Origin of the sequence: Clostridium frigoris, from assembly GCF_018861865.1 — a bacterium.
GTDB classification, from domain to species: domain Bacteria; phylum Bacillota; class Clostridia; order Clostridiales; family Clostridiaceae; genus Clostridium_AD; species Clostridium_AD frigoris.
Map to the genome: position 1 here is coordinate 1 of NZ_JAHLDV010000031.1, position 23,579 is coordinate 23,579.

The 23,579-nt window shown below is 28.2% G+C and carries 24 protein-coding genes; 16 read left to right on the forward strand and 8 right to left on the reverse strand.

Annotation, left to right across the window (positions count from 1 at the left end; all coding sequences use genetic code 11):
- Positions 1-372: 372 nt before the first annotated feature.
- On the reverse strand, positions 373-588 hold the full coding sequence (locus KPL37_RS12675; protein ID WP_216108471.1) for a YwbE family protein: 216 nt from the start codon (positions 586-588) through the stop codon (positions 373-375).
- Positions 589-808: 220 nt separating this feature from the next.
- On the opposite strand from KPL37_RS12675, the gene KPL37_RS12680 reads away from it, so the two are divergent.
- The 3 genes from KPL37_RS12680 (at position 809) to KPL37_RS12690 (ending at position 3,199) form a co-directional block, all read left to right on the forward strand.
- Positions 809-1,438, forward strand: a complete 630-nt coding sequence (locus tag KPL37_RS12680) for a hypothetical protein (protein WP_216149925.1) — start codon at positions 809-811, stop codon at positions 1,436-1,438.
- Positions 1,439-1,672: 234 nt separating this feature from the next.
- The gene (locus KPL37_RS12685) at positions 1,673-1,831 is read left to right on the forward strand and encodes a hypothetical protein (RefSeq protein WP_216149927.1); all 159 of its coding nucleotides are present in this window, start codon (positions 1,673-1,675) and stop codon (positions 1,829-1,831) included.
- A 219-nt stretch (positions 1,832-2,050) separates the two neighbouring features.
- Positions 2,051-3,199, forward strand: coding sequence for an aminotransferase class V-fold PLP-dependent enzyme (locus KPL37_RS12690; protein WP_216149929.1), 1,149 nt, complete (start codon positions 2,051-2,053; stop codon positions 3,197-3,199).
- 40 nt (positions 3,200-3,239) lie between these two features.
- Here the strand turns inward: KPL37_RS12690 and KPL37_RS12695 are convergent, their stop codons facing one another.
- From KPL37_RS12695 to KPL37_RS12705, 3 genes are all read right to left on the reverse strand, one after another.
- Positions 3,240-3,794 (reverse strand): DUF4489 domain-containing protein, encoded by a 555-nt coding sequence (locus KPL37_RS12695; protein WP_216149931.1) that lies wholly within the window; start codon positions 3,792-3,794, stop codon positions 3,240-3,242.
- 155 nt (positions 3,795-3,949) lie between these two features.
- Complete coding sequence (locus KPL37_RS12700; RefSeq protein ID WP_216149933.1) at positions 3,950-4,711, reverse strand: hypothetical protein; 762 nt, start codon at positions 4,709-4,711, stop codon at positions 3,950-3,952.
- A 321-nt stretch (positions 4,712-5,032) separates the two neighbouring features.
- Positions 5,033-5,797 (reverse strand): hypothetical protein, encoded by a 765-nt coding sequence (locus KPL37_RS12705; protein ID WP_216149935.1) that lies wholly within the window; start codon positions 5,795-5,797, stop codon positions 5,033-5,035.
- Positions 5,798-6,027: 230 nt separating this feature from the next.
- Between KPL37_RS12705 and KPL37_RS12710 the strand changes: the two genes are divergently transcribed.
- From KPL37_RS12710 to KPL37_RS12720, 3 genes are all read left to right on the forward strand, one after another.
- Positions 6,028-7,548 carry a hypothetical protein gene (locus KPL37_RS12710; protein ID WP_216149936.1) on the forward strand — a complete coding sequence of 507 codons (1,521 nt, stop codon included), beginning with the start codon at positions 6,028-6,030 and terminating at the stop codon, positions 7,546-7,548.
- A 174-nt stretch (positions 7,549-7,722) separates the two neighbouring features.
- A complete protein-coding gene (locus KPL37_RS12715; RefSeq protein WP_216149938.1) occupies positions 7,723-7,989 on the forward strand; it encodes a putative Se/S carrier-like protein in 267 nt (88 codons plus the stop codon).
- A 116-nt stretch (positions 7,990-8,105) separates the two neighbouring features.
- Entirely contained in the window at positions 8,106-9,596 is a 1,491-nt protein-coding gene (locus KPL37_RS12720) for a YncE family protein (protein ID WP_216149940.1), read from the forward strand.
- 52 nt (positions 9,597-9,648) lie between these two features.
- Here KPL37_RS12720 and KPL37_RS12725 read toward each other — a convergent pair whose 3' ends face one another.
- Positions 9,649-9,927, reverse strand: a complete 279-nt coding sequence (locus KPL37_RS12725) for a hypothetical protein (protein WP_216149942.1) — start codon at positions 9,925-9,927, stop codon at positions 9,649-9,651.
- A gap of 293 nt (positions 9,928-10,220) precedes the next feature.
- Here KPL37_RS12725 and KPL37_RS12730 point away from each other — a divergent pair, with 293 nt between their 5' ends.
- The 3 genes from KPL37_RS12730 to KPL37_RS12740 all read left to right on the forward strand — a co-directional run bounded on the left by KPL37_RS12730 (position 10,221) and on the right by KPL37_RS12740 (position 12,707).
- A complete protein-coding gene (locus KPL37_RS12730) occupies positions 10,221-11,591 on the forward strand; it encodes a TRAP transporter large permease (RefSeq protein WP_216149944.1) in 1,371 nt (456 codons plus the stop codon).
- 94 nt (positions 11,592-11,685) lie between these two features.
- Positions 11,686-12,024 carry an arsenate reductase family protein gene (locus KPL37_RS12735; protein WP_216149946.1) on the forward strand — a complete coding sequence of 113 codons (339 nt, stop codon included), beginning with the start codon at positions 11,686-11,688 and terminating at the stop codon, positions 12,022-12,024.
- 23 nt (positions 12,025-12,047) lie between these two features.
- Positions 12,048-12,707 (forward strand): HD domain-containing protein, encoded by a 660-nt coding sequence (locus KPL37_RS12740; protein ID WP_216149948.1) that lies wholly within the window; start codon positions 12,048-12,050, stop codon positions 12,705-12,707.
- 48 nt (positions 12,708-12,755) lie between these two features.
- On the opposite strand, the gene KPL37_RS12745 is transcribed toward KPL37_RS12740, so the two are convergent.
- Positions 12,756-12,968 carry a helix-turn-helix domain-containing protein gene (locus KPL37_RS12745; protein ID WP_171297056.1) on the reverse strand — a complete coding sequence of 71 codons (213 nt, stop codon included), beginning with the start codon at positions 12,966-12,968 and terminating at the stop codon, positions 12,756-12,758.
- A gap of 365 nt (positions 12,969-13,333) precedes the next feature.
- On the opposite strand from KPL37_RS12745, the gene KPL37_RS12750 reads away from it, so the two are divergent.
- From KPL37_RS12750 to KPL37_RS12780, 7 genes are all read left to right on the forward strand, one after another.
- Positions 13,334-14,020 (forward strand): response regulator transcription factor, encoded by a 687-nt coding sequence (locus tag KPL37_RS12750; RefSeq protein ID WP_281418688.1) that lies wholly within the window; start codon positions 13,334-13,336, stop codon positions 14,018-14,020.
- The gene (locus tag KPL37_RS12755) at positions 14,010-15,518 is read left to right on the forward strand and encodes a HAMP domain-containing sensor histidine kinase (RefSeq protein ID WP_216149950.1); all 1,509 of its coding nucleotides are present in this window, start codon (positions 14,010-14,012) and stop codon (positions 15,516-15,518) included. Before KPL37_RS12750 ends, KPL37_RS12755 begins: the two co-directional genes overlap by 11 nt.
- 569 nt (positions 15,519-16,087) lie before the next feature.
- On the forward strand, positions 16,088-16,990 hold the full coding sequence (locus tag KPL37_RS12760; protein WP_216149952.1) for a coiled-coil domain-containing protein: 903 nt from the start codon (positions 16,088-16,090) through the stop codon (positions 16,988-16,990).
- Positions 16,991-17,061: 71 nt separating this feature from the next.
- Positions 17,062-17,472, forward strand: a complete 411-nt coding sequence (locus KPL37_RS12765; protein ID WP_216149954.1) for a peptide deformylase — start codon at positions 17,062-17,064, stop codon at positions 17,470-17,472.
- A gap of 542 nt (positions 17,473-18,014) precedes the next feature.
- Complete coding sequence (locus tag KPL37_RS12770; protein WP_216149956.1) at positions 18,015-19,535, forward strand: 4Fe-4S dicluster domain-containing protein; 1,521 nt, start codon at positions 18,015-18,017, stop codon at positions 19,533-19,535.
- Positions 19,536-20,168: 633 nt separating this feature from the next.
- Entirely contained in the window at positions 20,169-21,422 is a 1,254-nt protein-coding gene (gene clpX / locus KPL37_RS12775; protein WP_216149958.1) for an ATP-dependent Clp protease ATP-binding subunit ClpX, read from the forward strand.
- Between the two features lie 247 nt (positions 21,423-21,669).
- Positions 21,670-22,395 carry a metallophosphoesterase family protein gene (locus tag KPL37_RS12780; RefSeq protein ID WP_216149960.1) on the forward strand — a complete coding sequence of 242 codons (726 nt, stop codon included), beginning with the start codon at positions 21,670-21,672 and terminating at the stop codon, positions 22,393-22,395.
- Positions 22,396-22,449: 54 nt separating this feature from the next.
- On the opposite strand, the gene KPL37_RS12785 is transcribed toward KPL37_RS12780, so the two are convergent.
- Together KPL37_RS12785 and KPL37_RS12790 are read right to left on the reverse strand one after the other, a co-directional pair.
- Positions 22,450-22,818, reverse strand: coding sequence for an HsmA family protein (locus KPL37_RS12785; protein WP_216149962.1), 369 nt, complete (start codon positions 22,816-22,818; stop codon positions 22,450-22,452).
- 98 nt (positions 22,819-22,916) lie between these two features.
- Positions 22,917-23,471 carry a TetR/AcrR family transcriptional regulator gene (locus KPL37_RS12790; protein WP_216149964.1) on the reverse strand — a complete coding sequence of 185 codons (555 nt, stop codon included), beginning with the start codon at positions 23,469-23,471 and terminating at the stop codon, positions 22,917-22,919.
- Positions 23,472-23,579: the final 108 nt, after the last annotated feature.

The following is a 23,579-nucleotide window of genomic DNA, read 5'->3' on the forward strand; positions in this document are numbered from 1 at the left end:
AAAAGTTTAGTATTCAGTAGGTGTATTAAACTTACCCAAAATTATAATTCAAACAAAGTAAAGCACCAACAATTCGTTGGTGCTAATGTTTCACTTAATTTGGGACATTTTTAAAAATGATTGACAGTAAATTTTAAAATTAAGTACAAAATCCAAATTATCATTAACTATTATTATGATAATAGTTAATGATAATTTGGATTCTAACACTAAATCATCTCCTGGGTCGCTGCTAGAGATTCTAGAAGATGCATTGACAACTTCAGAAGGTGTTTAATTCTTTTACTGAAGTTTTCTATTTGTTAGGATATGTAACTTCCACTTATAGAAGTGAGAGATTTTCCTTCTAAAATGTCGTTAAACTATTAATTTCTACTTTGAAATAATGGCTTGCACTCTGCCAACCTGTCCATCTTCTAACATAACCTTTATTCCTCTATGATGTACTGCTGAGTTTGTTAGTATTCTTTGAACTACACCTCTAGTTAGGTTAGTTGTTCTTTGGTCCTTTTTTAACACAACATCTACTGTAGTACCAACTGGTACATTGCTTCTTGTTTGTCCTCTGTTATCATTTTGCGTATTCATGAGCTTGTAGTCTCCTTTAATAAAATTACTTAAAAACATATGTGTTATCTTAAATATAACCTTTATTTACATAAGCTTATCTAAAACAATACTCCATTTACCATTGTTTTGTCAAAATTAATTTTTTAAATGAATTTATTATAATAACTAATATGGAATAAAATAAATTAGTATGGAAATCCTACTATAGAAAATATTTTTTTAGAAAGGAGATATTGTGATGTTAGAATCATTATTATTCATACCTGACAATTTTATAAACCCAATTATATCATCTACTTCTATTATAATTGGTGCTATTTTAGGAGGAATCTTCAGTTGGTTCATAAATAAAAATTCTACCGCAATATCAATTAAGACACAAAGTAAAATTGAGAAAACTAATAGAGAATATGAGGAGCAAAATAAAGCATTAAAGCTCAGTGAATATGCAACAATTATTCAATTGGATATATGCACAACATTATTTCAGAGCTTACGAATGTTAAAAGAATTTGATAATGAGAACAAAATTAATATTTATCCTATCCCTATGAATTTTAATTATGCAAAATCGATTGTGGCTTTAGCAAATGATTTTAATCTGAAAGACATTAGTTACATTTATCAATTATATGGAATTATAGAAAAATTAAATAATGATACAAAAGGTTATCATTACGATGAAAAACATTATACTTTAATAAAAGAAGATTATGAGATGTTTATAAAAAAAATTTATGGAGACAATTTCTTAAAGGCTTTAGAATTTGATATTGATATAATTACATATGAAAAACTATATATGAATGAAATTATAAAACTAGGCTACAAAAATGTTCTTATTAAGTTACATAACATCACTCATTAAAGCCTATAAAAATGGAAATTAAGATAAATATTAAAAATAATAGAACTTTTGATAAAATATAATATTATTTTTTAATATTATATTGAAATTTTCAAAGAATTAAGATAAACTTATTAGTAGAGAACACAACAAGTTAAGTTTGAATGTATATAATAAAAATGTGGAAATTATAAATTAAACATAAATTCTATAGTATCTACCATTCTTGATTTGCTGCCGAAGGAGGAAGAATTTATGTCAAGCAATAATATTGAAATGATGAAAAAGATTATTGAAGAAAAGAAAAAGAGAAGTTCTGAGCAAAGTGGACTTTCAAGAGCTACTAAAGTTATTGGTAAAAAAAGTAAAGCAGCAAGAAGTACTAAAAAAACTGGTGGTGTATTTGATAAATAAAAAGTTAATCTTAATATGAACTTTATTACATAAAATAATTCAAATTAAATTAATAATAGTTAAAAATGAACTTCTATTTTAGGGGTTCATTTTTTAATGCAATCTTTTAACCATTTTAATAGTTTATAAAATTAACAATAAATTAAGCATACTGTGATGGTTATGAAAATACTTATACTATATAAAGAGTAAATGACATAAACAAAGCAGGAGGAATTTATGATATATCTTGATAATGCTGCCACTAGTTTCCCAAAACCGGTGGAGGTCTATTCCGAAGTATTAAATTGCATGGAAAATTATGCTGCTAATCCAGGTAGAGGGTCTCATACTATGGCGATTGAGGCTTCCTCTAAAATTATGGATACAAGGCAAGAACTAAGTGAACTTTTCAACATTCCTAATTTATTAAATATTATATTTACATGTAACGCTACTGAATCTTTAAATATTGGTATAAAAGGAATACTAAAGCCAGGCGATCATGTTATTAGCACAGTAATTGAGCATAACTCCGTTTTAAGACCATTGATTTATCTAAATAAAAAAGGGATAACGTATACTCTTCTCGGGGTAGATGAAAATGGATATTTAAATATCAACAATATAAAAAAATCAATACGTAACAATACTAAGGTTATTATAATAAACCATACTTCCAATGTATTAGGAACTGTTCAGGATATAAGAGGTATAGGTCAAATTGCGAAACAATATGGAATAATATTTATGGTTGACGCATCTCAAAGCGCAGGAGTTATACCAATAGATGTAGTACTTGATAATATTGACTTATTAGCTTTCCCTGGTCATAAAGGATTATATGGACCACAAGGTACAGGAGGATTATATATAAAAGAAGGGATCAATTTGGATTCATTTATTCAAGGAGGAACTGGGAGTGATTCACTGTCTATGAAGCAACCTAACTTTTTACCTGATAAATTTGAGAGTGGAACCTTAAATACACCAGGAATAGCAGGATTATATGAAGGAATAAGGTTCATTAGAAAAATAGGAATAGAAAATATAAGAAAACATGAAATTATGTTAGTAGAATATTTAGTAAAAGAATTAAGAAAATTATCTTATGTTAAAATTTATGGAGGAACTGATTATAAAAATAGGGGAGCGGTAGTTTCTTTAAATATAGACACTGTAGATGTATCTCAAGTAGGGGATTTTCTTAATAAAAATGGAATAGCGGCAAGAACAGGTTTTCACTGTGCACCACTAATACATCAAATAATTGGAACAGGACGAAGAGGAACAGTTAGAATAAGTCCAGGATATTTTAACAGTTTTGATGATATTGAAAAACTTATTAAAGTACTAAAAGATATACATGAAAAAAGACCCTTTTTATAGGGCCTTTTTATGTGTTTTAGTATTATTAGTATTACTGTGATTATCTTTCTACTACTAAAGCTGCTAGTGTTGGATTGTTAAAAGTTACAGTTGATGTTGTAGCTACCGTTCCAGCAGTAAGTGTAGCCGCTGTGCTTGCCGATATGAAATAAGTGCAACAATCACTTTCACAGTCACAACCATTATCGCAATCGCAATCACAAACAGTAAAAGCAATTATATCAGTTGCTGTTGCTGCTGTAGCATATACCCATGGATTTCCAATTACAGTTGCAACAGTTTCACCTTTACAAAGTTTGTTTAATTGGAATGTAACAGCCACTGATGTACCAGCTCCAGGTGCGACAACTATATTGGTTGAAAAATCAAATTTAACGCAGGGATCATGAAAACGACCTGTGTCTAAACTAATTGAAGCTAGTCTTGGAGTTAATACTGCAGTGCCAGGAGTACCTACAACGGTTCCTGATGTTGCTGTTACTGTTACTAGGCTTGAATCCTTACATTTTAATAGAACTTTAGTCCCTTCATCTTTTTGTTTTTTACAGCTACAATCTTTCTCATCTTGATAATGGCCTTTTGAATTAGAATTCATATATTTATTCCTCCTTAAATTTAAATGCATTATATTTAGTAAAAAGAATTCTAAATTGACTATTTACAAAAGCTGGCATATTAGAATTCTTATAGTATAATATATGATTTATACTTGCAAATGTTCTAATTAATTGTAATTTTTTTAGAAATTACTTACTCATCATCTTCACATTCATCATCAAATAAAGGCTTAAGTTTCTGATCCGGGAAGAATTTTGGAACTGGTGCTCGATCAAATTTTTCACAAGGATCATCTTCGCATTCCTCTTCGCATTGGCAAGGTATAGGACAATATCCATATGCAGGAATTAAAAGTTGAACAATTAGTTCGCATTTTACAATAAGATGAAATCCTAAGGTTATATCTAAAACACTTTCATCGCAATCATCCGTGCAAAAGATTCCATCTAAACATTCTGCTACTAATTCAAGCTTTATAATTTCAGAATCAAGATCACTAGATTTACCAGTTGGAACAGTTGTAGCAGATATTTGTGCAATTGAATCTGGACAATATAGTTTTGGTATTACTTCTGTACGATTAATCTCATAAAATTCACATTTTGTTTCTCCATCACAATTTATATATTCAGCATAAAATGAAATTACAAAACATACTATTACTTTTTTGTAACTAGGATTTTTTTTAAGTGGAATTTTCTCTACTGAAATAAGCTTTAACTTAAAATCCCTGCATCCTGTAAATACTCTTGGGTCATCAAGTGGATCACTTCTTAATTCAGCATCTGTATCTACCGTATCGGGTCCGCAACCATAAACTAAACATCTTTTAATTAAACATTGGTCAAAAACCTTTGGGATTTCAACACAAACTAGTTCTGACGGATCTGGAAGGTGTCCCTGCTTATTAATTACACCTGGTCTTGCAATAAAATCATTATGAGAAATAGTCATTAATTATCCTCCTTTTATGTTAAATGATACACTTTTAATTCGTGTTCTCTTTTTTATAGTATGCAGGTACACATAAGTTGTGATTGATAAATTTATTAATTTTAAAAAAATTTATAAGTTGCATTTTATTTTAAAAATTATATTATGTGAATATGATATGCAAGTTTTATCTAATAGTAAACTTATAAAAGGCTCGTTTTATTGAGCCATTTATTTACTACAGATTATGTGAAGCCTTAGTGATTTAGTGCTACCATAGCCCATATATTGCATTTTTAACACAATCAACTTGAGTAATTGAAATTTACTTTGTCATAGCTCTTACTCGCACTCTTCACAGTCATCATCATCAAATAAAGGTCTAAGCTTTTGATCTGGGAAAAATTTTGGAACCGGTGCTCGATCAAATTCTTCACAAGGATCATCGTCGAACTCTTCTTCACATTGTTTAGGTACTTGGCAATAACCATATGAAGGAATTAATAATTGAACAATTAACTCACATTTTACAATAAGATGGAATCCTAAGGTTATATCTAAAATGCTTTCACCACAATCGTCCTTAAAGAGAACTCCATTTAAACATTCAGCTACCAATTCAAGTTTTACAATTTCAGTATCCAGGTCAGTAGATTTACCAGTAGATATAAAAGTAGCGGATATTTGTGCTATTGAATCCGGGCAATATAGTTTTGATATGACTTCTGTACGATTAATTTCATAAAATTCACATTTATTATTACCATTACAATCTATAAAATCAGCATAAAATGAAACTACAAAACAAATTATCATTTTCTTATAATTAGAATTTTTCTTTAGTGGTATTTTCTCTATTGAAACAAGCTTTAGCTCAAAATCCCTACATCCTATAAATATTTTTGGATCATCAAGGGGATTACTTCTTAACTCATCATCCGTATCAACTGTATCTGATCCGCATCCATAAACTAAACATCTTTTAATAAGGCACTGATCAAAAACTTTTGGAATTTCAATACAAACTAACTCAGATGGGTCAGGAAGGTATCCTTGTTTGTTAACAAGACCAGGTCTTGGAATAAAATCATCATGAGTAATATCCATTATTTATCCTCCTTTTATGTCAAGCAGTACACTTTTAATTCGTGTCACTTATGGTATAGTATGCAAGTAAATATTAGTTGTGATTGATATACATTTCTATAACCTAAGCGTTAATTTAAAATCATATAATACAATATTATTTATGTACTATGTCTATTACTTCTAATATTAATTATTAGGTTATATATTACTTTATTATAAAATATAATTTCTATAAGGAGATGAGTGATATGACATTATGTAGTCCATGTTTATTATACGATGGTGAAGATCATATATGGAAATTCTATGTAAATGATAATAATGATTTACTATACAATATAATGTATTCTGAAGATAAATGGACTAAAGAGAAGAAAATTGATAATGATGTTTTAGATTTTGAGGTATGCTTAGATACTGATAACAAAATTTGCATTATATATAGTGTGAAAGTCGGAGAGCTTAAGTATTGTGTATGGGAAGTTAACAATTGGCTTGGAAAAACTATTTATACTTTTGAAAATAAAGACTATGATATGTTAGAATTAACTGTTATTACAATTCATAGATCAATAAATATATTTTTCATTGCAAAAAACAACTTAAATAAACTAAATTGTTCTCTAATTCATTTATGTTTAAATAAGGAGGAGAGTGTATTTAATACAATAGATACCATACCGTTTCAAAAGGATATTTTTTCTCATTATGAAGTACAAACTTTAGATAATGATAATTTATCTTTAATATTTATTAAAGGTGAAAAAAATGAATCAGCAATAAATGTCACAGAATACAAAAATAATAAATGGAGCATTCCAAAAAGATTATATGGCATTATCGGTAGTAGTGTTAATTTTTATACATCATTACATTTAAATAATATAAATATTATGAATATGTCTAAAGAAGGCTCTTTATATCTGTTAGAAAATGTACTAATCGAATCAGATGGGAAAATGAAAAGTTATAAAATACATGAAACTCCTGATAAACCTACTAATTTTTGTATAGTTGAAATAAAAGGAATCCTTTGGGCTATATGGTCTGAAAACAAAAATATTTTTGTGTCTTCATATAAACACAAATGGAGTGAACCTTACAAATATTATACAGACGTTACCGATGAATTTTTAATATACAAATATTTATCTTTAATTAATAAAAATAATGATATCAAATGTAGATATATATTAGGAACAAATTCTAAAGAAATAAAGTTAGTATTACCCACCTACACAAAAACTGTGGATCTTTCTACAATCAATAAAACAAATAAAAAAGAAACTCTAGATCCTTCTATTGAAACAGGCAAAAAAAATTTAAAAGAAGAAATTATGATTTTAAAAAAAAGCAACAGAGATCTGAAGAAAGAACTTATAGATTTGCAAATAAAATATCAACAAAAATTAAGAGTTATAGAGGAATCAGAAGATAATTTCTTTAGACTCACAACTGCAAAAAAACAAGCTGAAGAGAAACTTTCTATAATAGCTGAGATTCAAAAAACTTCTATGAAAAAGTTAAAGGTAATGGAAGTTGAAAAAATATCTAGTACGGTACTACTAGATAACTTAACAAATAAATCACAGCAACTTACTAATGAATATGAAGGATTAAAAGAACAAAAAATATCTAAATCTAATGTTATAAGTGACTTGAAAAATAAATTGCAACAATTAACTAATGAAAAGGAAGCATTAAGACAAGATTTAGATTTTGAAAAAAGCATCGGGATTGTAGATAGAATTTTTAAAAAAAGATCTTAAAAACAAATATAATATTAACATAAGAAACTCAAGATAAAATATTTCACTTAAATAAATAAACGAGCTTAGTTATCACAATAATAGTATGTTTTCATATTATAGAGTATCCAATAATTTCATTTAATATAAAATCATTTATAAACCTGATTAGCAACAAGGGGGGACTACAAGACTATGCAAATAGAAGAAACCGAGTATTTAGTTGTTTACCCAGGTCACAATAGTACAACACTTCTGTATCAAAGACTTTTAAAGAAGTCTTGCAATGTTGAATTAGTGTCAACACCAATAAAAATATCTTATGGTTGCAGTCTATCCATTAAATTTAAAGAAGTCTACATTGATATTGTTAATGCTGAAATTCTAAAAATTAGTATAAAACCCAAAGGGATATACAAGATCGTAAAAAAAGCAAAATTTAATAACTACGAAATGGTTTAGCTTACACTTATATTATTCTTGGATTTGGTTTTTCCGAATCCTTTTTTTTTATTTTGGGCATATTTTTTGAAGTTAAAGCATATTTTTTATTAATAAGGCTAAAGGGTGTGAGTAAAATGGATACAATTATAAGAAAAAAAATCTATTTTGTTTCAAATGTTAAAACTGGAACAATAACTATAATTGATGGTCTTTGCAATACAATATTAAAAGAAATTCCAGTTGGAGAAAGACCATTCAAATTAGCAATAAGAGATAATAATACCATTGGTGTTGCATGTGATGTCAATAATACAATTTCTTTTGTTAATTGCAAAAGTTACAAAATAGAAGAACACTTTATTTCTAATGATGGTAATTTCCTAATAGATAAGGCAAATCAAAAAATATATGTTTCAAATACTTCTGAAGTAATTATCTATGATATAAATTTAGATAAAATACTAAATCGTATTCGCGAATTCTCAGCAATTACTGATATAAAACTTAACATAAAAGGATCTAAACTATATGTATTAGACACATTATTGAAACAACTAAGAATTTATAATACTGATACTTATACACTTATAAATTCATTTGAAAATTTAGGTATTAATCCAACATGCCTTTTAATTTCAAAAGATGATAAAACCGCATATATTTCAACAAAGATTGATATTTTAAAAATAAATATTGATTCAAAACTTATCACTAACATAATTCTGCTCAAAGGATCTTTAATAACTGGAATGATAATAAACGAAAACACCTTATATGCATCAAACTTAGGGCTAAATAGAATAGAGTTAATCGATATTAATACTAATAAAGCATATAATTATGTTCTTACTTCAAGGCCTCAACCTACTAGTCTTTTTATAACTGATGACAATACTAAGCTATTAGTTTCTAATAGAAGCTGTGATGATTATGGTGGAATTGATATAATAGATTTAAAATCAAATTTTTTGATTAGTTCGATTCTCATGAATACAATTAATAGTCAGCCATATAATATTATTTCAATTAACATTCCTTTTACATACACTCCGAAAGTTGCAATTATCAATTTAAATGCAGTTAGTAACCAAATAGCAATATTAGCAAAACGAGTATTTTCCACATACATTGAAACTATAAAATTCCCTATAATAAGTTTTAATTTACCTAAAGAAACGAATTCTTCTTATATATATAAATATATGAAATTTGAACCGGGTATAATAGTGCCATCCACCGAATTCAGGAGTTATACCCCTACAACCTCTGAATTTTCAAGCATTAAATTTATTTTGAGAGTTAACTATATAACTTATTATCTTAAAAACAATATAAATAAAAGTATAAATGGTTTTTTTGAAAAACCTATAGATATTCTTTTAAATATTCCCAAAGAACGTAATTTACATGAATTTGAGCTTAATATTAAAACCACCACTAAATTTATAGATAGTCCTAAATTTCTAAACAATGTATTTAACTTTGGCGTTAGTACTTTAATGGAGCTAAAAGTAATAGGTGAAGATGAAATATATCTAACTAATTTAAAAGAAAATGATAATTTCGAAGAATTCACTGTTTTTGATAGCTCTATTTTCCCTGATGATACAATCATTCCTTTTTAAATACAATGCAATTAAAGTAAGTAGGTAGCACTAGAACTTAATTATTAAGATTCTAGTGCTCTTTTTCGTTTGGTTTTAATTCTTCTACTATAAATTTATCAAAATAAATTTCCTCTATAAAATTATTTTCATCGAAACTAGTTTTACGTCTTTTATTGTATTCATTAACATTAGGTTTCAGCCAATAAGGTGTTGAAATATCAAATTTGTAACATAACTCTGTTATACACATTTTTAGATTTTCTTGGTAACTATCATCTATTTCGGATATTGTAACTTCATCTCTTATAATTCTATTATCTTTTATTAATTTGCCCCAAATTTTTAACATTTCTGCCTCCCTTAATTGTATATCATATTAAAAAATATCATTTATTGTGTCTAATATTTTTTGCTAGTCCTAAGTTTATCATAATTATTAAATAAAGTCATGCTATATGTAATCATATTATAATCCTTTATGCAATAGTATAAATTGATTATTTTTGTGGAATATTGCACATACTTATTTTAATATATCTGTTAAATAAAATTTAAAAATATGTCTTGATATTTAATTTTTTAATTAATTATAAGTTATATAGTTGTGTGTTTAAGTATAAGACATAGGAGGGTTAAAAATACGTGGTAAATTTAGGTGTAATTCATTATGCATATATCATTATAATTATCATAATTACAATTATAATTTCTATAAAAAAAGATGTAATAGTTCCATGTATTTTAGGAATAGGGGTAATTGGTTATATATTTACAGGTAATAGCATAAGCGCTATTCAAATTATATATAAGGCTATAGTGGTATCAGGAAAAGAATTCATTGAAATAGTTGTAGTTATTGCATTGGTTAATGCAATGTCTAGTGCATTAAATGATTTGGGTGCAGATGAATTAATTATAAAACCTATAAAAAAATTAATGATAAACAAAACTATGTCATTCTTTGTTCTAGGTGTTACCGTAACGTTGACTTCGTGGTTTATTTGGCCAACACCAGCCGTAGTTTTTATAGGCGCCCTAATGGTGCCAGCAGCAATACAAGCTGGTTTGCCAGCAATATGGGCTGCAGTAGTTTTATGCCTATTCGGTAATGGCGTAGCTTTATCAAGCGATTTTGTCCTTCAAGCAGCACCATCAATAACTGCGAAAACTGCAAACTTACCTAATTCATTAGGAATAGTTAGAGAATGCCTTCCATTTTGGGGTATAATGAGTATAGTCACTATTACTATAGCATTTATACTTATGAGGAGAGACAAAACTACAGAAATCAAAATAAATAAAGCTTTAATTGGAACCAAGAAATCATCACAAAATAATTTAATAGGTACAAAGGCAATGGCAGTAGCTACGCCTTGTGTATTTATAATAGACATACTTTTTATAAAAAAGTTTAACTTCATAGGCTCTGAATCAACAGCCTTAATAGGCGGAACAGCGTCAATAATAATGATAATTTGCTCTATAATTAATACTAATTTTAAAACATCATTAGGTGAAGTTACTAAATATGTTAAGAATGGTTTCACTTTTGGTATAAACATTTTTGCTCCAATTATAATTATTGGTGCTTTTTTCTTTCTAGGAAGCGAAGGTACTGCTATTACAATATTGGGTAATGGAGCCACCGGAATTCTAAGTGACATAGGAGTATATGCTGCAAGTAAGATACCCTTATCTAAATATTCCGTCATAGGTATACAAACAGCAGTAAGCACTCTTCTTGGTCTTAGTGGCTCAGGCTTCGCTGGTCTTCCGTTAGTTGGGACTTTAGCTAATACATTTTCAACTACAATTAATATTGATAAAGAACAGGTTGCAGCATTTGGTCAAATAATTACCATTTGGATAGGTGGAGGAACTATAATTCCTTGGAGTGTGGTTGCCGCGGCAGGAATATGTAAGGTTGAACCTTTTGATGTTGCAAGGAAGAATATTATTCCTGTAACTTGTGGAATAGTTGCTACAGTAATATTAGCACTATTAATTTTATAATTATTAATACTAATACTTTAAGTAATAGTGACCAATGTCTTAATTAATGGTAGCATGATATATATACTAATATATTTAAGGAGAGCATGCATAAATGAATATTCAATTTTTCGGAACAAAAAAATGTTTTGATACAAAAAAAGCTGAACGTTATTTTAAAGAAAGAAATATAAAATATCAATTTATTGATTTAAATATTAAAGGACTTAGTAATGGTGAATTACAAAGCGTAAAAAAAGCTGTAGGATTAAATAATCTAATAAACACAAAGGCTAAAGATTATAAAAAATCTAACTTAAGCCAAATTAGGGGAGATGAGATTAAAGAAGACATTTTGTTGAAAAACCCCCAACTTTTAAAAACCCCTATAGTACGAAATGGGAAAGATGCCACTGTTGGTTATGCTCCAGAAATTTGGACAACCTGGGAATAGCAATGTTACATAGGAGGGGTTTAATGAATAAAGAACTAATTATAAATAAAACAATGGAATATGTAAAAAGCAAACTAGAAGGGGAAGGAACAGGGCATGATTACTTTCATATATTGAGAGTTTACAAAACTGCAATTTATATATGTGAAAAAGAAGGTGCAGATCTATTTGTGGTTGGACTAACTGCCTTATTACATGACATCGCGGATTGGAAATTTAATGATGGCAATAGTGATATCGGACCTAGACTTACGAGAAAATGGTTAGGAGACTTGGGCGTTGATGACTTTATTATTAATAAAATTAATATGATTATAAAAACTATGTCATTTAAAGGTGGTACTACAAACTCTAAACAAGAAACAATAGAAGGTAAGGTAGTTCAGGATGCTGATAGATTAGATGCAATCGGTGCTATAGGAATTGCAAGAGCTTTTGCATATGGTGGATATAAACAAAGAGAGCTATATAATCCAAATATTAAACCACAAAAATATAAAGATTTTGATCAATATAAGGTAAGTGTGGATACAACAGTTAATCATTTTTATGAAAAACTTTTATTACTGAAAGATTTAATGAACACTCAATCAGGTAAAACTATGGCAGAAGAAAGACATAAATTCATGATGACATATTTAAATCATTTCTTCAAGGAATGGGATTGTATTGAAACAAATTAAAAGTTAAGGTGGATTAACTTGCAACGTTAATCCACCACTTAAAGTTGCTCAAATTCTTCTAAGTTCGTCTATATTAACACATAGAATAGTTGCTATTGTTTCAATTATATTAAATGATGGATTTTTTTTACTTCCTCGTTCCAGTTCTTCTAAATAAGTTTGTGATACATGCACACTCAAATTCTTAGATAAAGTTGATATATCTTTGCTTGTTAAAGATTTATTAAGTCTTAATTCTCTAATCTTAGCTCCATTAAGCATATAAAAACCTCCTTATATAGATATATAATACATATAAGCTTATATCTTTATCATACTAAGTTGTACTACTTAAGTATACTATGAATAAAAGAAATAGCTATGTTACTATTATGGTTTTTTTGTTAAGATTAGAAGTGAATTAGAAAAAGTTGCTAGGTATAGAACATTTCATTAAAGCAGAGTTTAATAGTTGTAAAATTGATTTACAATTTGTTAACATATTCGCCATTCATGTGCCATAATGTATCTTTATTATATAATTATGACTAAAAATAATTGCATTAAAAAAACAAGGTATTACTGTTGGTATTATAAATACAAACTAATTTTATATATGATAAATTTGTAATTAAGGAGATTTTTATATGATGGAAACTATTTTGATAGTTGATGATGAAGAAAGAATTAGAAATCTTGTATCTATTTATTTAAGAAAGGAACAATATAATATTCTGCAAGCTGAAAATGGAATGGAAGCTATAAATGTCTTCAATAAAAATACAGTAGATTTGGTTATTCTAGATGTAATGATGCCAATCATGGATGGATGGGATGTATGTAAGGAAATAAGAAAGACTTCTAATATCCCAGTTATAATGCTTACTGCTAAATCTGAGGAAGATGACGAATTACTAGGTTTTGAATTAGGCACTGATCATTATATCACCAAACCTTTTGTTCCAAAGCTACTAGTCGCTAAGGTTAAGGCAATTATAAGACGAACTTATAGCACCGAGAGTGTTGTAAAAGAAGAAGACAACTTTGATGGGCTTGTAGTTGATAATTTAAGCCATGAGGTTACAGTCGACAATATAGAAATCAACCTATCGCCAAAAGAATTTGAACTATTAAATTATTTTATACTTAATAAAAGAATTGTATTAAGCAGAGAGAAAATATTAGATGCTTTATGGGGTATTGACTATTTTGGAGAGCTAAGAACAGTTGATACAGTTATAAAAAGATTAAGAGAAAAGTTAGGTGAAAAATCTTATCTTATATCAACAGTAAGAGGTACCGGATATAAATTCGAGGTGAGAAATGAAAAGTAAAAAAAGTATTACACGAAAACTTTTCGCTATAACTTCTATAGTTTTTGTGGTTTTCATAACAACTAATTTAATAGTGCAATCTGCATTTTTTGGTCAATTTTATATAAAATGGAAAAGAGACACTTTGTCGCATGATCTCGTTAAATTTAAAGATAAATATAGTTTGCTTAAAACAAATGATGAGGAGACTAGCTTAATTAGTACTTTTGAAGATCAGAATAGTTATAAGATAATTATAAGAGATAAAGCAGGTAATTTAAAATATCTTACAAAAACAGTTGACGCAAGAAAGGACTCTATAAAAGCAAGAATTATGGATCAACTAATGTCAAGTCAAATAGAAACTATAGGTGGGGTTGCTAAATTCAAAAAAGATAAAAAACCTTTAATCTTTCTTACCGATAATAACCTAGATTCGGAAGCAAGTGAGACTAGCATTTCCTACAGTGTTGCCGGCATTTCTTATGATGAAAAAAAAGATGAATTTATATATGTATATACTTCATTACAACCGGTAAATGAAGCAGTTCAAGTTATTAAGGAATTTTACTATTATTTTTATATAGGAGCCATAGTAATAATTTTATTCCTGTCTTTAATATATTCAAATATGATTGCAAAACCATTGATAAAAATAACTAAAACAGCAAGTAAAATGGCAAAGCTTGATTTTTCAGAAAAATGTGTGGTAAAAAGTAATGATGAAATTGGGGCTTTAGCGACTTCTCTTAACCTGCTTTCAGAAAATTTAAATGAATCTTTAACATCGCTTAAAGATGCTAATTTAAAATTAGAAAAAGATATTGAAAAAGAAAAAAAATTAACAGAAATAAGAAAAGACTTTGTGGCAGCAGTTTCTCATGAGCTTAAAACACCAATTACACTTATAGAAGGGTATACTCAAGCATTAAATGATGATATTTTAGAAGGCGAGGAAAAACAATATTTTATAGATGTAATAATGGATGAATCAAGGAAAATGAACAACTTAGTATCTGATATGCTAAATCTATCTCAACTAGAGTCAGGAAATTTTAATTTGGTTCAAGAAGATTTTTATATTGATGAACTAGTAAAACCACTTGCTAAGAAATTTTCATCCATGCTTAATGAAAAAAATATTAAACTTGGTATAAATTTAGTTCAAAACATAAAAGTAACCGCTGATTGGAACAGAATAGAACAAGTTCTAACGAATTATATGACTAATGCAATAAGGCATGCTAATAATGGTGGCTCCATAGCCGTAACAATTCTCGATAGAGAAGATACTGTCTGCGTTGAAGTTGAGAATAGTGGAAGTAAAATTGATGAAGCTGAAAATAATAAAATATGGGATACTTTTTATAAAATAGATAAATCAAGAACTAGAAAACTTGGAGGTACAGGACTAGGACTTTCAATAGTTAAAAACATAATATTACTTCATGGTGGTAGTTGTGGAGTATGCAACACGGAAATGGGAGTTAAATTCTATTTTATTTTAACAAAACACTAGTGACTTATAATTACAATTTGTATTATATTGTTTGAATAAGTCACTTCCTCTTTTTGAGTGATAGCTTTTTATAAAACTATCCAATTGTATTTGTACTTTTCACATTTACTTACTATATTATCAAGGTCAAAATTGTATAAATCATTATAATAATCGCAAACTAAACCATTCAATATAATAAAAGTTATATTGAATGGTTTAGTTTTTGTCTTAAATTACGCTTTTTACTCATTTTATATGTGATTTTCCTTGTTTTATGGTATACTTATGCATGTAAACATTATGTTTACATGCATAAACGCTTTAAATTCAATAGTATACATAAGTATACAATTATTTTTTATAAAAATTGATAACTAACTAGAACTAAATTTTCAAATGAATTGATAATAAATTGATAATAAATTGATAATAAATAAACCCAGATAAGTATTTTACATGATATTATTAATATTGTAGCGACCAGGAGATGATTTAAGAGGCAGTGACAATGTTTTAGTTATAAATAGGTTAAAATGTAAAAATAATTAAATTGATAATATAAAATACTGGTTTAAGAGAGGAAGTATATGATGGATGCAATATTAAGTGTAAGAATAAGTGATGAGTTAAAACAAAAGTTTAATGAATTAGCTCAAAGTGAGGGCATAAACAATAAAGAATTTATGGAGCAAGTAGTTAAATACTATGAATTAAATAGAGCAAGAGAAGAAGACAGTACTATGTCATCCGATATAAATGAATTACAAACAATAACAAGTAGAATTTCTGAGATATATATAAATATAGTCGAAAGAAATAGTATAAAAAGCTTAGAGGCAAAAAATGTTCATAAGAATGAACTAGTAGACAAAGAAAAAGAGGTTCAAAAGCTTTACGAAAACATCATTTCATTAAAAGAACAGAAAAAAGAAGAAAGCAAGAAAATTAACTTGCTTGAAAAAGAACAATCCGATAATAAACATATTGTTAAGGAATTACTGGAAAATACTAAAAGTTTGAAAACGCTAAATAACATGCAAGGTGAAAAAATATTAAAACTAAATGAAACCAATGAAAAATATATTAAATATAAAGACGAAATCTTAGTCCTAAAAACAGAACTTGGTAAACTAACAAATGAGAATATACAATTAAAACAGGACTTATCAAATAAAAATGAGGAAACTACAAAATTAACAAACCAGGTAAATGAATCAAATCAAATTAATAAGAATAATATAGATGAGTTAGAGAGAAAATCTAAACTAGACATTGAAATGCAAAAAGAAAGAGCAATTTTTCAAATGGACAAAGAGCTTTTAAAATTAAAAGAGCAACAACAATTAAAGATTCAAGAATTACAAGAAAGCTTTAATGAACGAATTAATAAATTACTAAAAGAAAAAGAGGAAGCTGCAGAGAAATTTAGAAATATGGTTTCAGAAATAAATAAAGCTCGAACTGAGCAGATTAGTATTAAAGAAAAGTAGCCTCATTAATATGTCAAACAGTTATAGAACAGAACATAATAAAAAAGATAAATATTAAAGGAGCATAACATATGGTTAAATCAATTATGAAAGACATATTCTTTCTTAATCAAAAATCAGAACTTGCTACAAAAGCAGATGTTCAGGTGATACAGGATTTGCTTGATACACTTAAAGCGAATAAAGAAGGTTGTGTAGGAATGGCAGCTAATATGATTGGTGTCAAAAAAAGAATTATTGTAATCAGTATGGGCGATATGAACGTTCCGATGATTAACCCTGTAATAGTGAATAAATCGGGTAAATATGAAACAGAAGAAGGATGTCTTTCACTTATAGGTGTTAGAAAAACTAATAGATTCAAAGAGCTAGAAGTAGAGTATTTTGATTCAGGATTTAAGAAGCGAAGGGGAAAATACTCAGGATGGATTGCTCAAATCATTCAACATGAAGTAGACCATTGTGATGGTATAGTCATATAGAAAAAAAGGTAAGAAATCTGTTTAAGGTGAAATCACAGCAATTAAAGGAAGATTAAGGTGACTGGCATGTTTTGGAAAGAAAATAATGTGTATAATGGAAGACAAATATAATATTACCTATAATCATAATTGTTAATGACTTCTATAATATTGTTAATTAAGTCAGTAGTTCTTTATATTGAAGTTTCTTATTTTACTTTTAGTATTGTATAATATCGGGCTCTCAATGGACAGTGATATAGTTAGGCACGTTCCGACTGCACCATAAAAAACACGAAGATCTAAAATTTAGATCTTCATGTTTTTTTAGTTTGTAATGAATTAGAGACGAGGTTTATACAACAGAAATTTTATTTAGCATTTATATCCAATACAGAAGTTCAATTAGTTAAAAAATTTATAATAATCTTACAATTATACTATAAAATTCTAAATAAGTAAATCAAATTACAGACAAAATTGACTAAATTGTTACTATATGATATTGTAATTAAGAATATACATATTTAGTTTTTATAAATATCAAAACAAAAGGAGTTATAATGAAATTTGAATATAAAACACTTGCTAATATTAGACACAAAGTTTTTACGGCTGTAAGTAAGATGGCTTTTGAAGACAATTTAAAAGAAATGGGAAATATTCCATATGAGATTGTTCCTGGAGATGTGGGTAAGTTTAGAGAAAATACATTTCTTGAAAGAGCAATAGTTAGTGAGCGAATCCGTTTGGCAATGGGACTAAATTTAAGATTAAGTGATAAATCAAGAGCAATTACGGAAGGATTAGAGGAGGCAACAAAACCTTCAAAATATTATGAACCACCACTTGTAAATATTATAAAGTTTGCTTGTAATTCTTGTCCAACAAATAGCTATGAAGTTACAAATATGTGCCGTGGCTGCCTAGCGCATCCTTGTGTAGAAGTTTGTCCTAAAGGTGCAGTTAGTATAGCCAATGGGAAAAGTGTTATTGATCAGGAAAAATGTATAAAGTGTGGTTTATGCGCTAAAGCGTGTCCATATTCAGCAATAATAAAACATGAGCGCCCGTGTGCTATGGCATGTGGAGTTGATGCAATATATACAGATGAATATGGTAGAGCATCAATAGATTATAGTAAATGTGTTAGCTGTGGAATGTGTTTGGTAAATTGTCCTTTTGGAGCAATATCTGATAAAAGCCAAATATTTCAACTAATTCAGGCAATTAATCAAAAGAAAGAAGTAATTGCAATTGTAGCTCCATCATATTTGGGGCAGTTTGGTAAAAATGTTGGATTTAACGATTTTAAAAAAGCGATGATTATGCTTGGATTTAAAGATGTTGTTGAAGTTGCAATTGGTGCAGATATTTGTACTATTGAAGAGGCAAATGATTTTATTAAAAATGTACCTGAAAAGCTTTCATTTATGGGTACATCATGCTGCCCTTCATGGTCTGCTATGGCTAAAAATTTATATCCGCAGTATGCCGAAAATATTTCAATGACTTTGACTCCAATGGTTTTTGCAGCTCGATTTGTGAGAGAAAAACATAAAGATGCACAAATTGTTTTTGTTGGACCATGTAGCGCGAAAAAATTAGAAGCTTCCAGAAAAAGCGTAAAAAGTGAAGTGGATTTTGTAATTACATTTGAAGAATTATCTGGAATGTTAGAAGCCAAAGAAGTAGAAATAATTGGTACAGATATAAGCTTGAGTAATGAAGCAACTGCGTCAGGAAGAGGCTTTGCGGTTGCCGGTGGAGTTGCTAAGGCTGTATCTGATTTGATAAAAAAAGAACATCCAGGGCGAGAAGTGAAGATTAAAGCTGCAAATGGGCTGAGAGAATGTAGAGAGATGTGTAATGATGCCATAAAAGGAAAGTATGATGGATATCTCCTTGAGGGAATGGGTTGTCCAGGTGGCTGTGTAGCTGGAGCTGGATGCATTGTCAAACCTAACATGTCTGGTTTTCAAGTTAAACAAGCAATTAAAAATTCTGAGCTTAAGATTTCAGATGAGTCTAAATATGCTGATAAGATTTACTTGTTAGATGAAAAAAATCTAAAGGAAGAATAGAAAATTAATGATCCAGTTGGAGTGAAATAAATTCACTTTGACTGGATTTTTTTAATTAAAAGATATGAGGAGATTATATGCAATTTTGCGTAATAGGTTATTATAGTCTAAGTTAGATAGCAAGAGATTAGAGGTTATAATTAACGCAGCCACGAGTGGATTAAGCTTTGAAATTTAAAGAGGTATGTCTTAGTGTTTATATGAAGTACGAAGCAATAGATTTATGGATCGAATTAGAGATTAAGTAGGATATGAGCAGTAGGAGGTCTTATAATGTGCAAGAAATTCAAATAAAGCATAAATCAGTTTTTTTCTATTTAAAGAACTGTTTTATTTGTAAATTCTATCTAGATAGCATACAATTTTATTATATTGGCTACATATTTAAGTCTTTCTTATTAGTCTTTCTTATTAGTCTATGTTAAAATTAATAAAGGCTATATAAATAGAATTGATTTTAGATATTCTATAAGCGAAGAAGTCTAACGTGGTTAATTTGCCACAATTAATATATAGAATAAGAAAAATACTCAATGACTTGCTAAACATCTGAATGCTATGAAAATAATTAAAAGTAGCTTTCAAAAATAACAAGTTAAAAAGGCAGTATAAATTTAAAGGATGGTGTATTAAATGTTAAATAAACGTAATATAGTAATAAAACCACAGCAAGAAGAGGAAATTCACGAAAATATAATGCCAGAAGAAACAAGGGTAACAATAACACCAAAAATAATAAAAGAACTATTAGATCAGTCTATAATAGGCCAAGAAGGCGCTAAAATAGAGTTATCTATAGAATTACATAATCATATGATAAGAATTGCAACCGGTATAGATATAGAAAAGCATAATATATTACTAACTGGACCAACAGGTACTGGAAAAACTTTACTAGCCAAAAAATTATCAGAGATTGCTCAAGTACCATTTGTTATTGGTGATGCTACAAGTTTGACCGAGGCTGGATATGTTGGTGATGATATTGAGAGTATGATATATTCACTTTTAGTAAGGGCAGATGGCGATATTGAACTTGCCCAGAAAGGAATTATATTTATTGATGAACTTGATAAGATAGCTAAAAAGGGTGAGACCATGACTATTACAAGAGACGTATCAGGTGAAGGAGTTCAGCAAGGGTTACTTAAGATGGTTGAAGGTAGCATTGTTAGAGTGCCAGAAGGTGGAGGGCGTAAAAATCCCACAAGTAAAATGATTGAAATAAATACAACTAATATTTTATTTATCGCAGGTGGATCTTTTGATGGTATTGAAACTATTGTAGAAAATCGTCTTAAATTTAGTCCAAATAATAGATTAAAACAGTTTAGTAAGCCAGGAGTTGTTAGAACATTAGGATTTAATGTATCTAGCACTGTAGAATCAACTGTAAAGAATTATGAAAAAGATTATGAATATACAAAGTATCTTAGATCTAACATAATTAAAAAAGATTTGCAGGAATTTGGATTGATTCCTGAGTTACTTGGTAGATTTCAAGTATTGTCAAATTTAGATCCATTATCAAGAGATAATCTTATTGAGGTACTTAAGCTTGATACTAGTGTATTTGAACAGTATAGAAAGATATTTTCTTATTTGGGTAAAACTCTTAAGTTTAACGATAATTGCTTTGAAGCAATTGCAGATATTGCTATTGAAGAAAAGATGGGTGCTAGAGGACTCGTTAGTATTGTTTCAAGAGTTTTAAGAGATTTAAGATATGATGCCCCTTCAGAAGACACTAAAGATTACTATATTGACAAAGATTATATACTTAATGTTTATGGTAAGATAAATAAAGATTTACCTATAAAAACTGATATAGAAGTTAAAGTAGAATCACAAGTAGCAGTTGAATCATTAGAAACTTCAAACCAATAGTATTATTATACTGACAGTATTATTTAGGTACTCTCATATATTAAATACTTGTTTAGTATATATGCTCAATAAAATAAGTTTACAATCATTAAATTAAAATGATTGCAGACTTATTTTTTTATAAATATACTTAACGGCTCTTTGCAAATTGCCACTTTAAGTTAGATATGTACTTTGATTTTATTATTGGTAGTAACTCGGATGGGATAAGAAGTAAAAAAACGAGATAAAAATAAAGGAGATTATTATGAAAAGAATTGCAATAATATCAGATATTCATGGAAATTTACCAGCACTAGAAGCAGTATTTAAAGATATTAGTGATAGAGGAATTAAAACTATTTATTGTCTTGGAGATTTAGCTGGGAAAGGTCCTAGTTCTGCAGAAGTGGTAGATAAAATCAGAGAACGTTGTGAAGTTGTAATTAAAGGTAATTGGGATTATTACATGTCTGAAGAATACAATGAACCTTTAATGTGGCATAAAAACAAATTAGGAGTTGAAAGGTTAAAATATATGAAAGAGTTACCCATATACAAGGAATTTTATATAAGTGGAAAATTATCAAGGTTATGTCATGCTTCTCCAAATGATCTTTTTCATCGAGTTTATCTTTCAACCGAGCAAAGCGAACGAATGAAATTGTTTACTCCGACGCCAACTCTAGCTATTGAAGCAGATGTAGTTGGATATGGAGATATACATAAAGCACACATAGATACTTTCAACGGAAAAACTACTTTTAATGTTGGAAGTGTTGGTAACCCATTGGACATAACCCAATCCTCATATGGAATAATTGAGGGTAAAATTAACGATAAAAATAAATCATCATTTCTTATATCTCTTGTTAGGGTACCATACAATATAAATTTAGCTATCAAACATGCTAGAGTAACAGACATGCCAGATAAGGAAGAATATATTAACGAATTAAAAACGGCAATATATCGAGGGCATAATACTAAATAATATTAATGGTATTTTCTCATAACAAATTCAAACTAAAACCCATTAGACCTGATTTTAGTGAAACATACCAAAAATTGCACCTGAAATAAAAGGTATTAGCCAAATAATCCACACAATAATACTAAATTTATGGAAATTAACCTTAGCTTTTTCATCATTTTTAATTAAAACAATTGTAGCCCAAAGTGCATGAAAAAGCATGAGAATTATTGCTAATAAACCTGTTACACCATGGAAGTTAATTTGAAAACCCTCGTTAACAATTTTACTCATAAGTGTTGTTCCTAAGGTATCGAATACTAACCCTAAGTAAAAAACTAGCAAATGCCATTTTTTTAATTCACCTTGTTTTTTTTCACTCCATACACCTATTGTATAAAGTATAAGTGCTAACGTAATAGACATAATTGCACAAATTAACATAATAATACCTCCTAAATTATAGTTTGCTATAATTTAATTTCATGTGAACAATGTTCATTTAATGTTAAAAAAATTACTTATATCAATACTTGTAAAGATTAAAGTAATTCTTTAAGAATAATTTCAAAGGATGAATACTTAAAGACGGGCATTTGCACCATTGTAATATAATTCATTAATATAAATTTAGCTGTTTCATAGGAATTTAATTTAAGATTAATTTTATTATTTCCTTCTTCTTTTAATAAAATTTTTTCTATCATAATTACTAATTTTTCTATATAAATATTTTGTTTTTCTAAGCTTTTTTTAATGCAGTCAGGATTTTCGTAAAGTTCGGGTTTAAGCCACACTTCTTTAAAAGTTTTAATGAAAATGCTTAGTTTATTAAATATTTCATTCAATTTATTATATAATGTATCATCTGAATTCAATATATCTTCAAGTATGTAGAAGTGCTCTTTCCAATAATCAGTCATCATATTAATGATAAGTTCTTCTTTATTTGAATAATAATTATATATAGTACCAAGTGCTATACCACATTTGCTTGATAAATTTCTCATGCTAAACTTCGTGTATCCTTCATTGTATAAAATTTCTTTTGCTTTGTTTAATATAAGCTGCTCTGGATTTTCAATTATTTTTGACAAACATAACACCTTCTAAAATAAATTATAAAGCTCACGTGAACAATGTTCATTATAAAATAATTAAACCTACTTGTCAATATAATCTTATCCTTATTGTATAAAGGAGCA

Coding starts and splice junctions, on each gene's coding strand:
- KPL37_RS12675 (WP_216108471.1), bottom strand. CDS start 588: ATGAATACGCAAAATGATAACAGAGGACAAACAAGAAGCAATGTACCA.
- KPL37_RS12680 (WP_216149925.1), top strand. CDS start 809: ATGTTAGAATCATTATTATTCATACCTGACAATTTTATAAACCCAATT.
- KPL37_RS12685 (WP_216149927.1), top strand. CDS start 1,673: ATGTCAAGCAATAATATTGAAATGATGAAAAAGATTATTGAAGAAAAG.
- KPL37_RS12690 (WP_216149929.1), top strand. CDS start 2,051: ATGATATATCTTGATAATGCTGCCACTAGTTTCCCAAAACCGGTGGAG.
- KPL37_RS12695 (WP_216149931.1), bottom strand. CDS start 3,794: ATGAATTCTAATTCAAAAGGCCATTATCAAGATGAGAAAGATTGTAGC.
- KPL37_RS12700 (WP_216149933.1), bottom strand. CDS start 4,711: ATGACTATTTCTCATAATGATTTTATTGCAAGACCAGGTGTAATTAAT.
- KPL37_RS12705 (WP_216149935.1), bottom strand. CDS start 5,797: ATGGATATTACTCATGATGATTTTATTCCAAGACCTGGTCTTGTTAAC.
- KPL37_RS12710 (WP_216149936.1), top strand. CDS start 6,028: ATGACATTATGTAGTCCATGTTTATTATACGATGGTGAAGATCATATA.
- KPL37_RS12715 (WP_216149938.1), top strand. CDS start 7,723: ATGCAAATAGAAGAAACCGAGTATTTAGTTGTTTACCCAGGTCACAAT.
- KPL37_RS12720 (WP_216149940.1), top strand. CDS start 8,106: ATGGATACAATTATAAGAAAAAAAATCTATTTTGTTTCAAATGTTAAA.
- KPL37_RS12725 (WP_216149942.1), bottom strand. CDS start 9,927: ATGTTAAAAATTTGGGGCAAATTAATAAAAGATAATAGAATTATAAGA.
- KPL37_RS12735 (WP_216149946.1), top strand. CDS start 11,686: ATGAATATTCAATTTTTCGGAACAAAAAAATGTTTTGATACAAAAAAA.
- KPL37_RS12740 (WP_216149948.1), top strand. CDS start 12,048: ATGAATAAAGAACTAATTATAAATAAAACAATGGAATATGTAAAAAGC.
- KPL37_RS12745 (WP_171297056.1), bottom strand. CDS start 12,968: ATGCTTAATGGAGCTAAGATTAGAGAATTAAGACTTAATAAATCTTTA.
- KPL37_RS12750 (WP_281418688.1), top strand. CDS start 13,334: ATGATGGAAACTATTTTGATAGTTGATGATGAAGAAAGAATTAGAAAT.
- KPL37_RS12755 (WP_216149950.1), top strand. CDS start 14,010: ATGAAAAGTAAAAAAAGTATTACACGAAAACTTTTCGCTATAACTTCT.
- KPL37_RS12760 (WP_216149952.1), top strand. CDS start 16,088: ATGATGGATGCAATATTAAGTGTAAGAATAAGTGATGAGTTAAAACAA.
- KPL37_RS12765 (WP_216149954.1), top strand. CDS start 17,062: ATGGTTAAATCAATTATGAAAGACATATTCTTTCTTAATCAAAAATCA.
- KPL37_RS12770 (WP_216149956.1), top strand. CDS start 18,015: ATGAAATTTGAATATAAAACACTTGCTAATATTAGACACAAAGTTTTT.
- clpX (WP_216149958.1), top strand. CDS start 20,169: ATGTTAAATAAACGTAATATAGTAATAAAACCACAGCAAGAAGAGGAA.
- KPL37_RS12780 (WP_216149960.1), top strand. CDS start 21,670: ATGAAAAGAATTGCAATAATATCAGATATTCATGGAAATTTACCAGCA.
- KPL37_RS12785 (WP_216149962.1), bottom strand. CDS start 22,818: ATGTTAATTTGTGCAATTATGTCTATTACGTTAGCACTTATACTTTAT.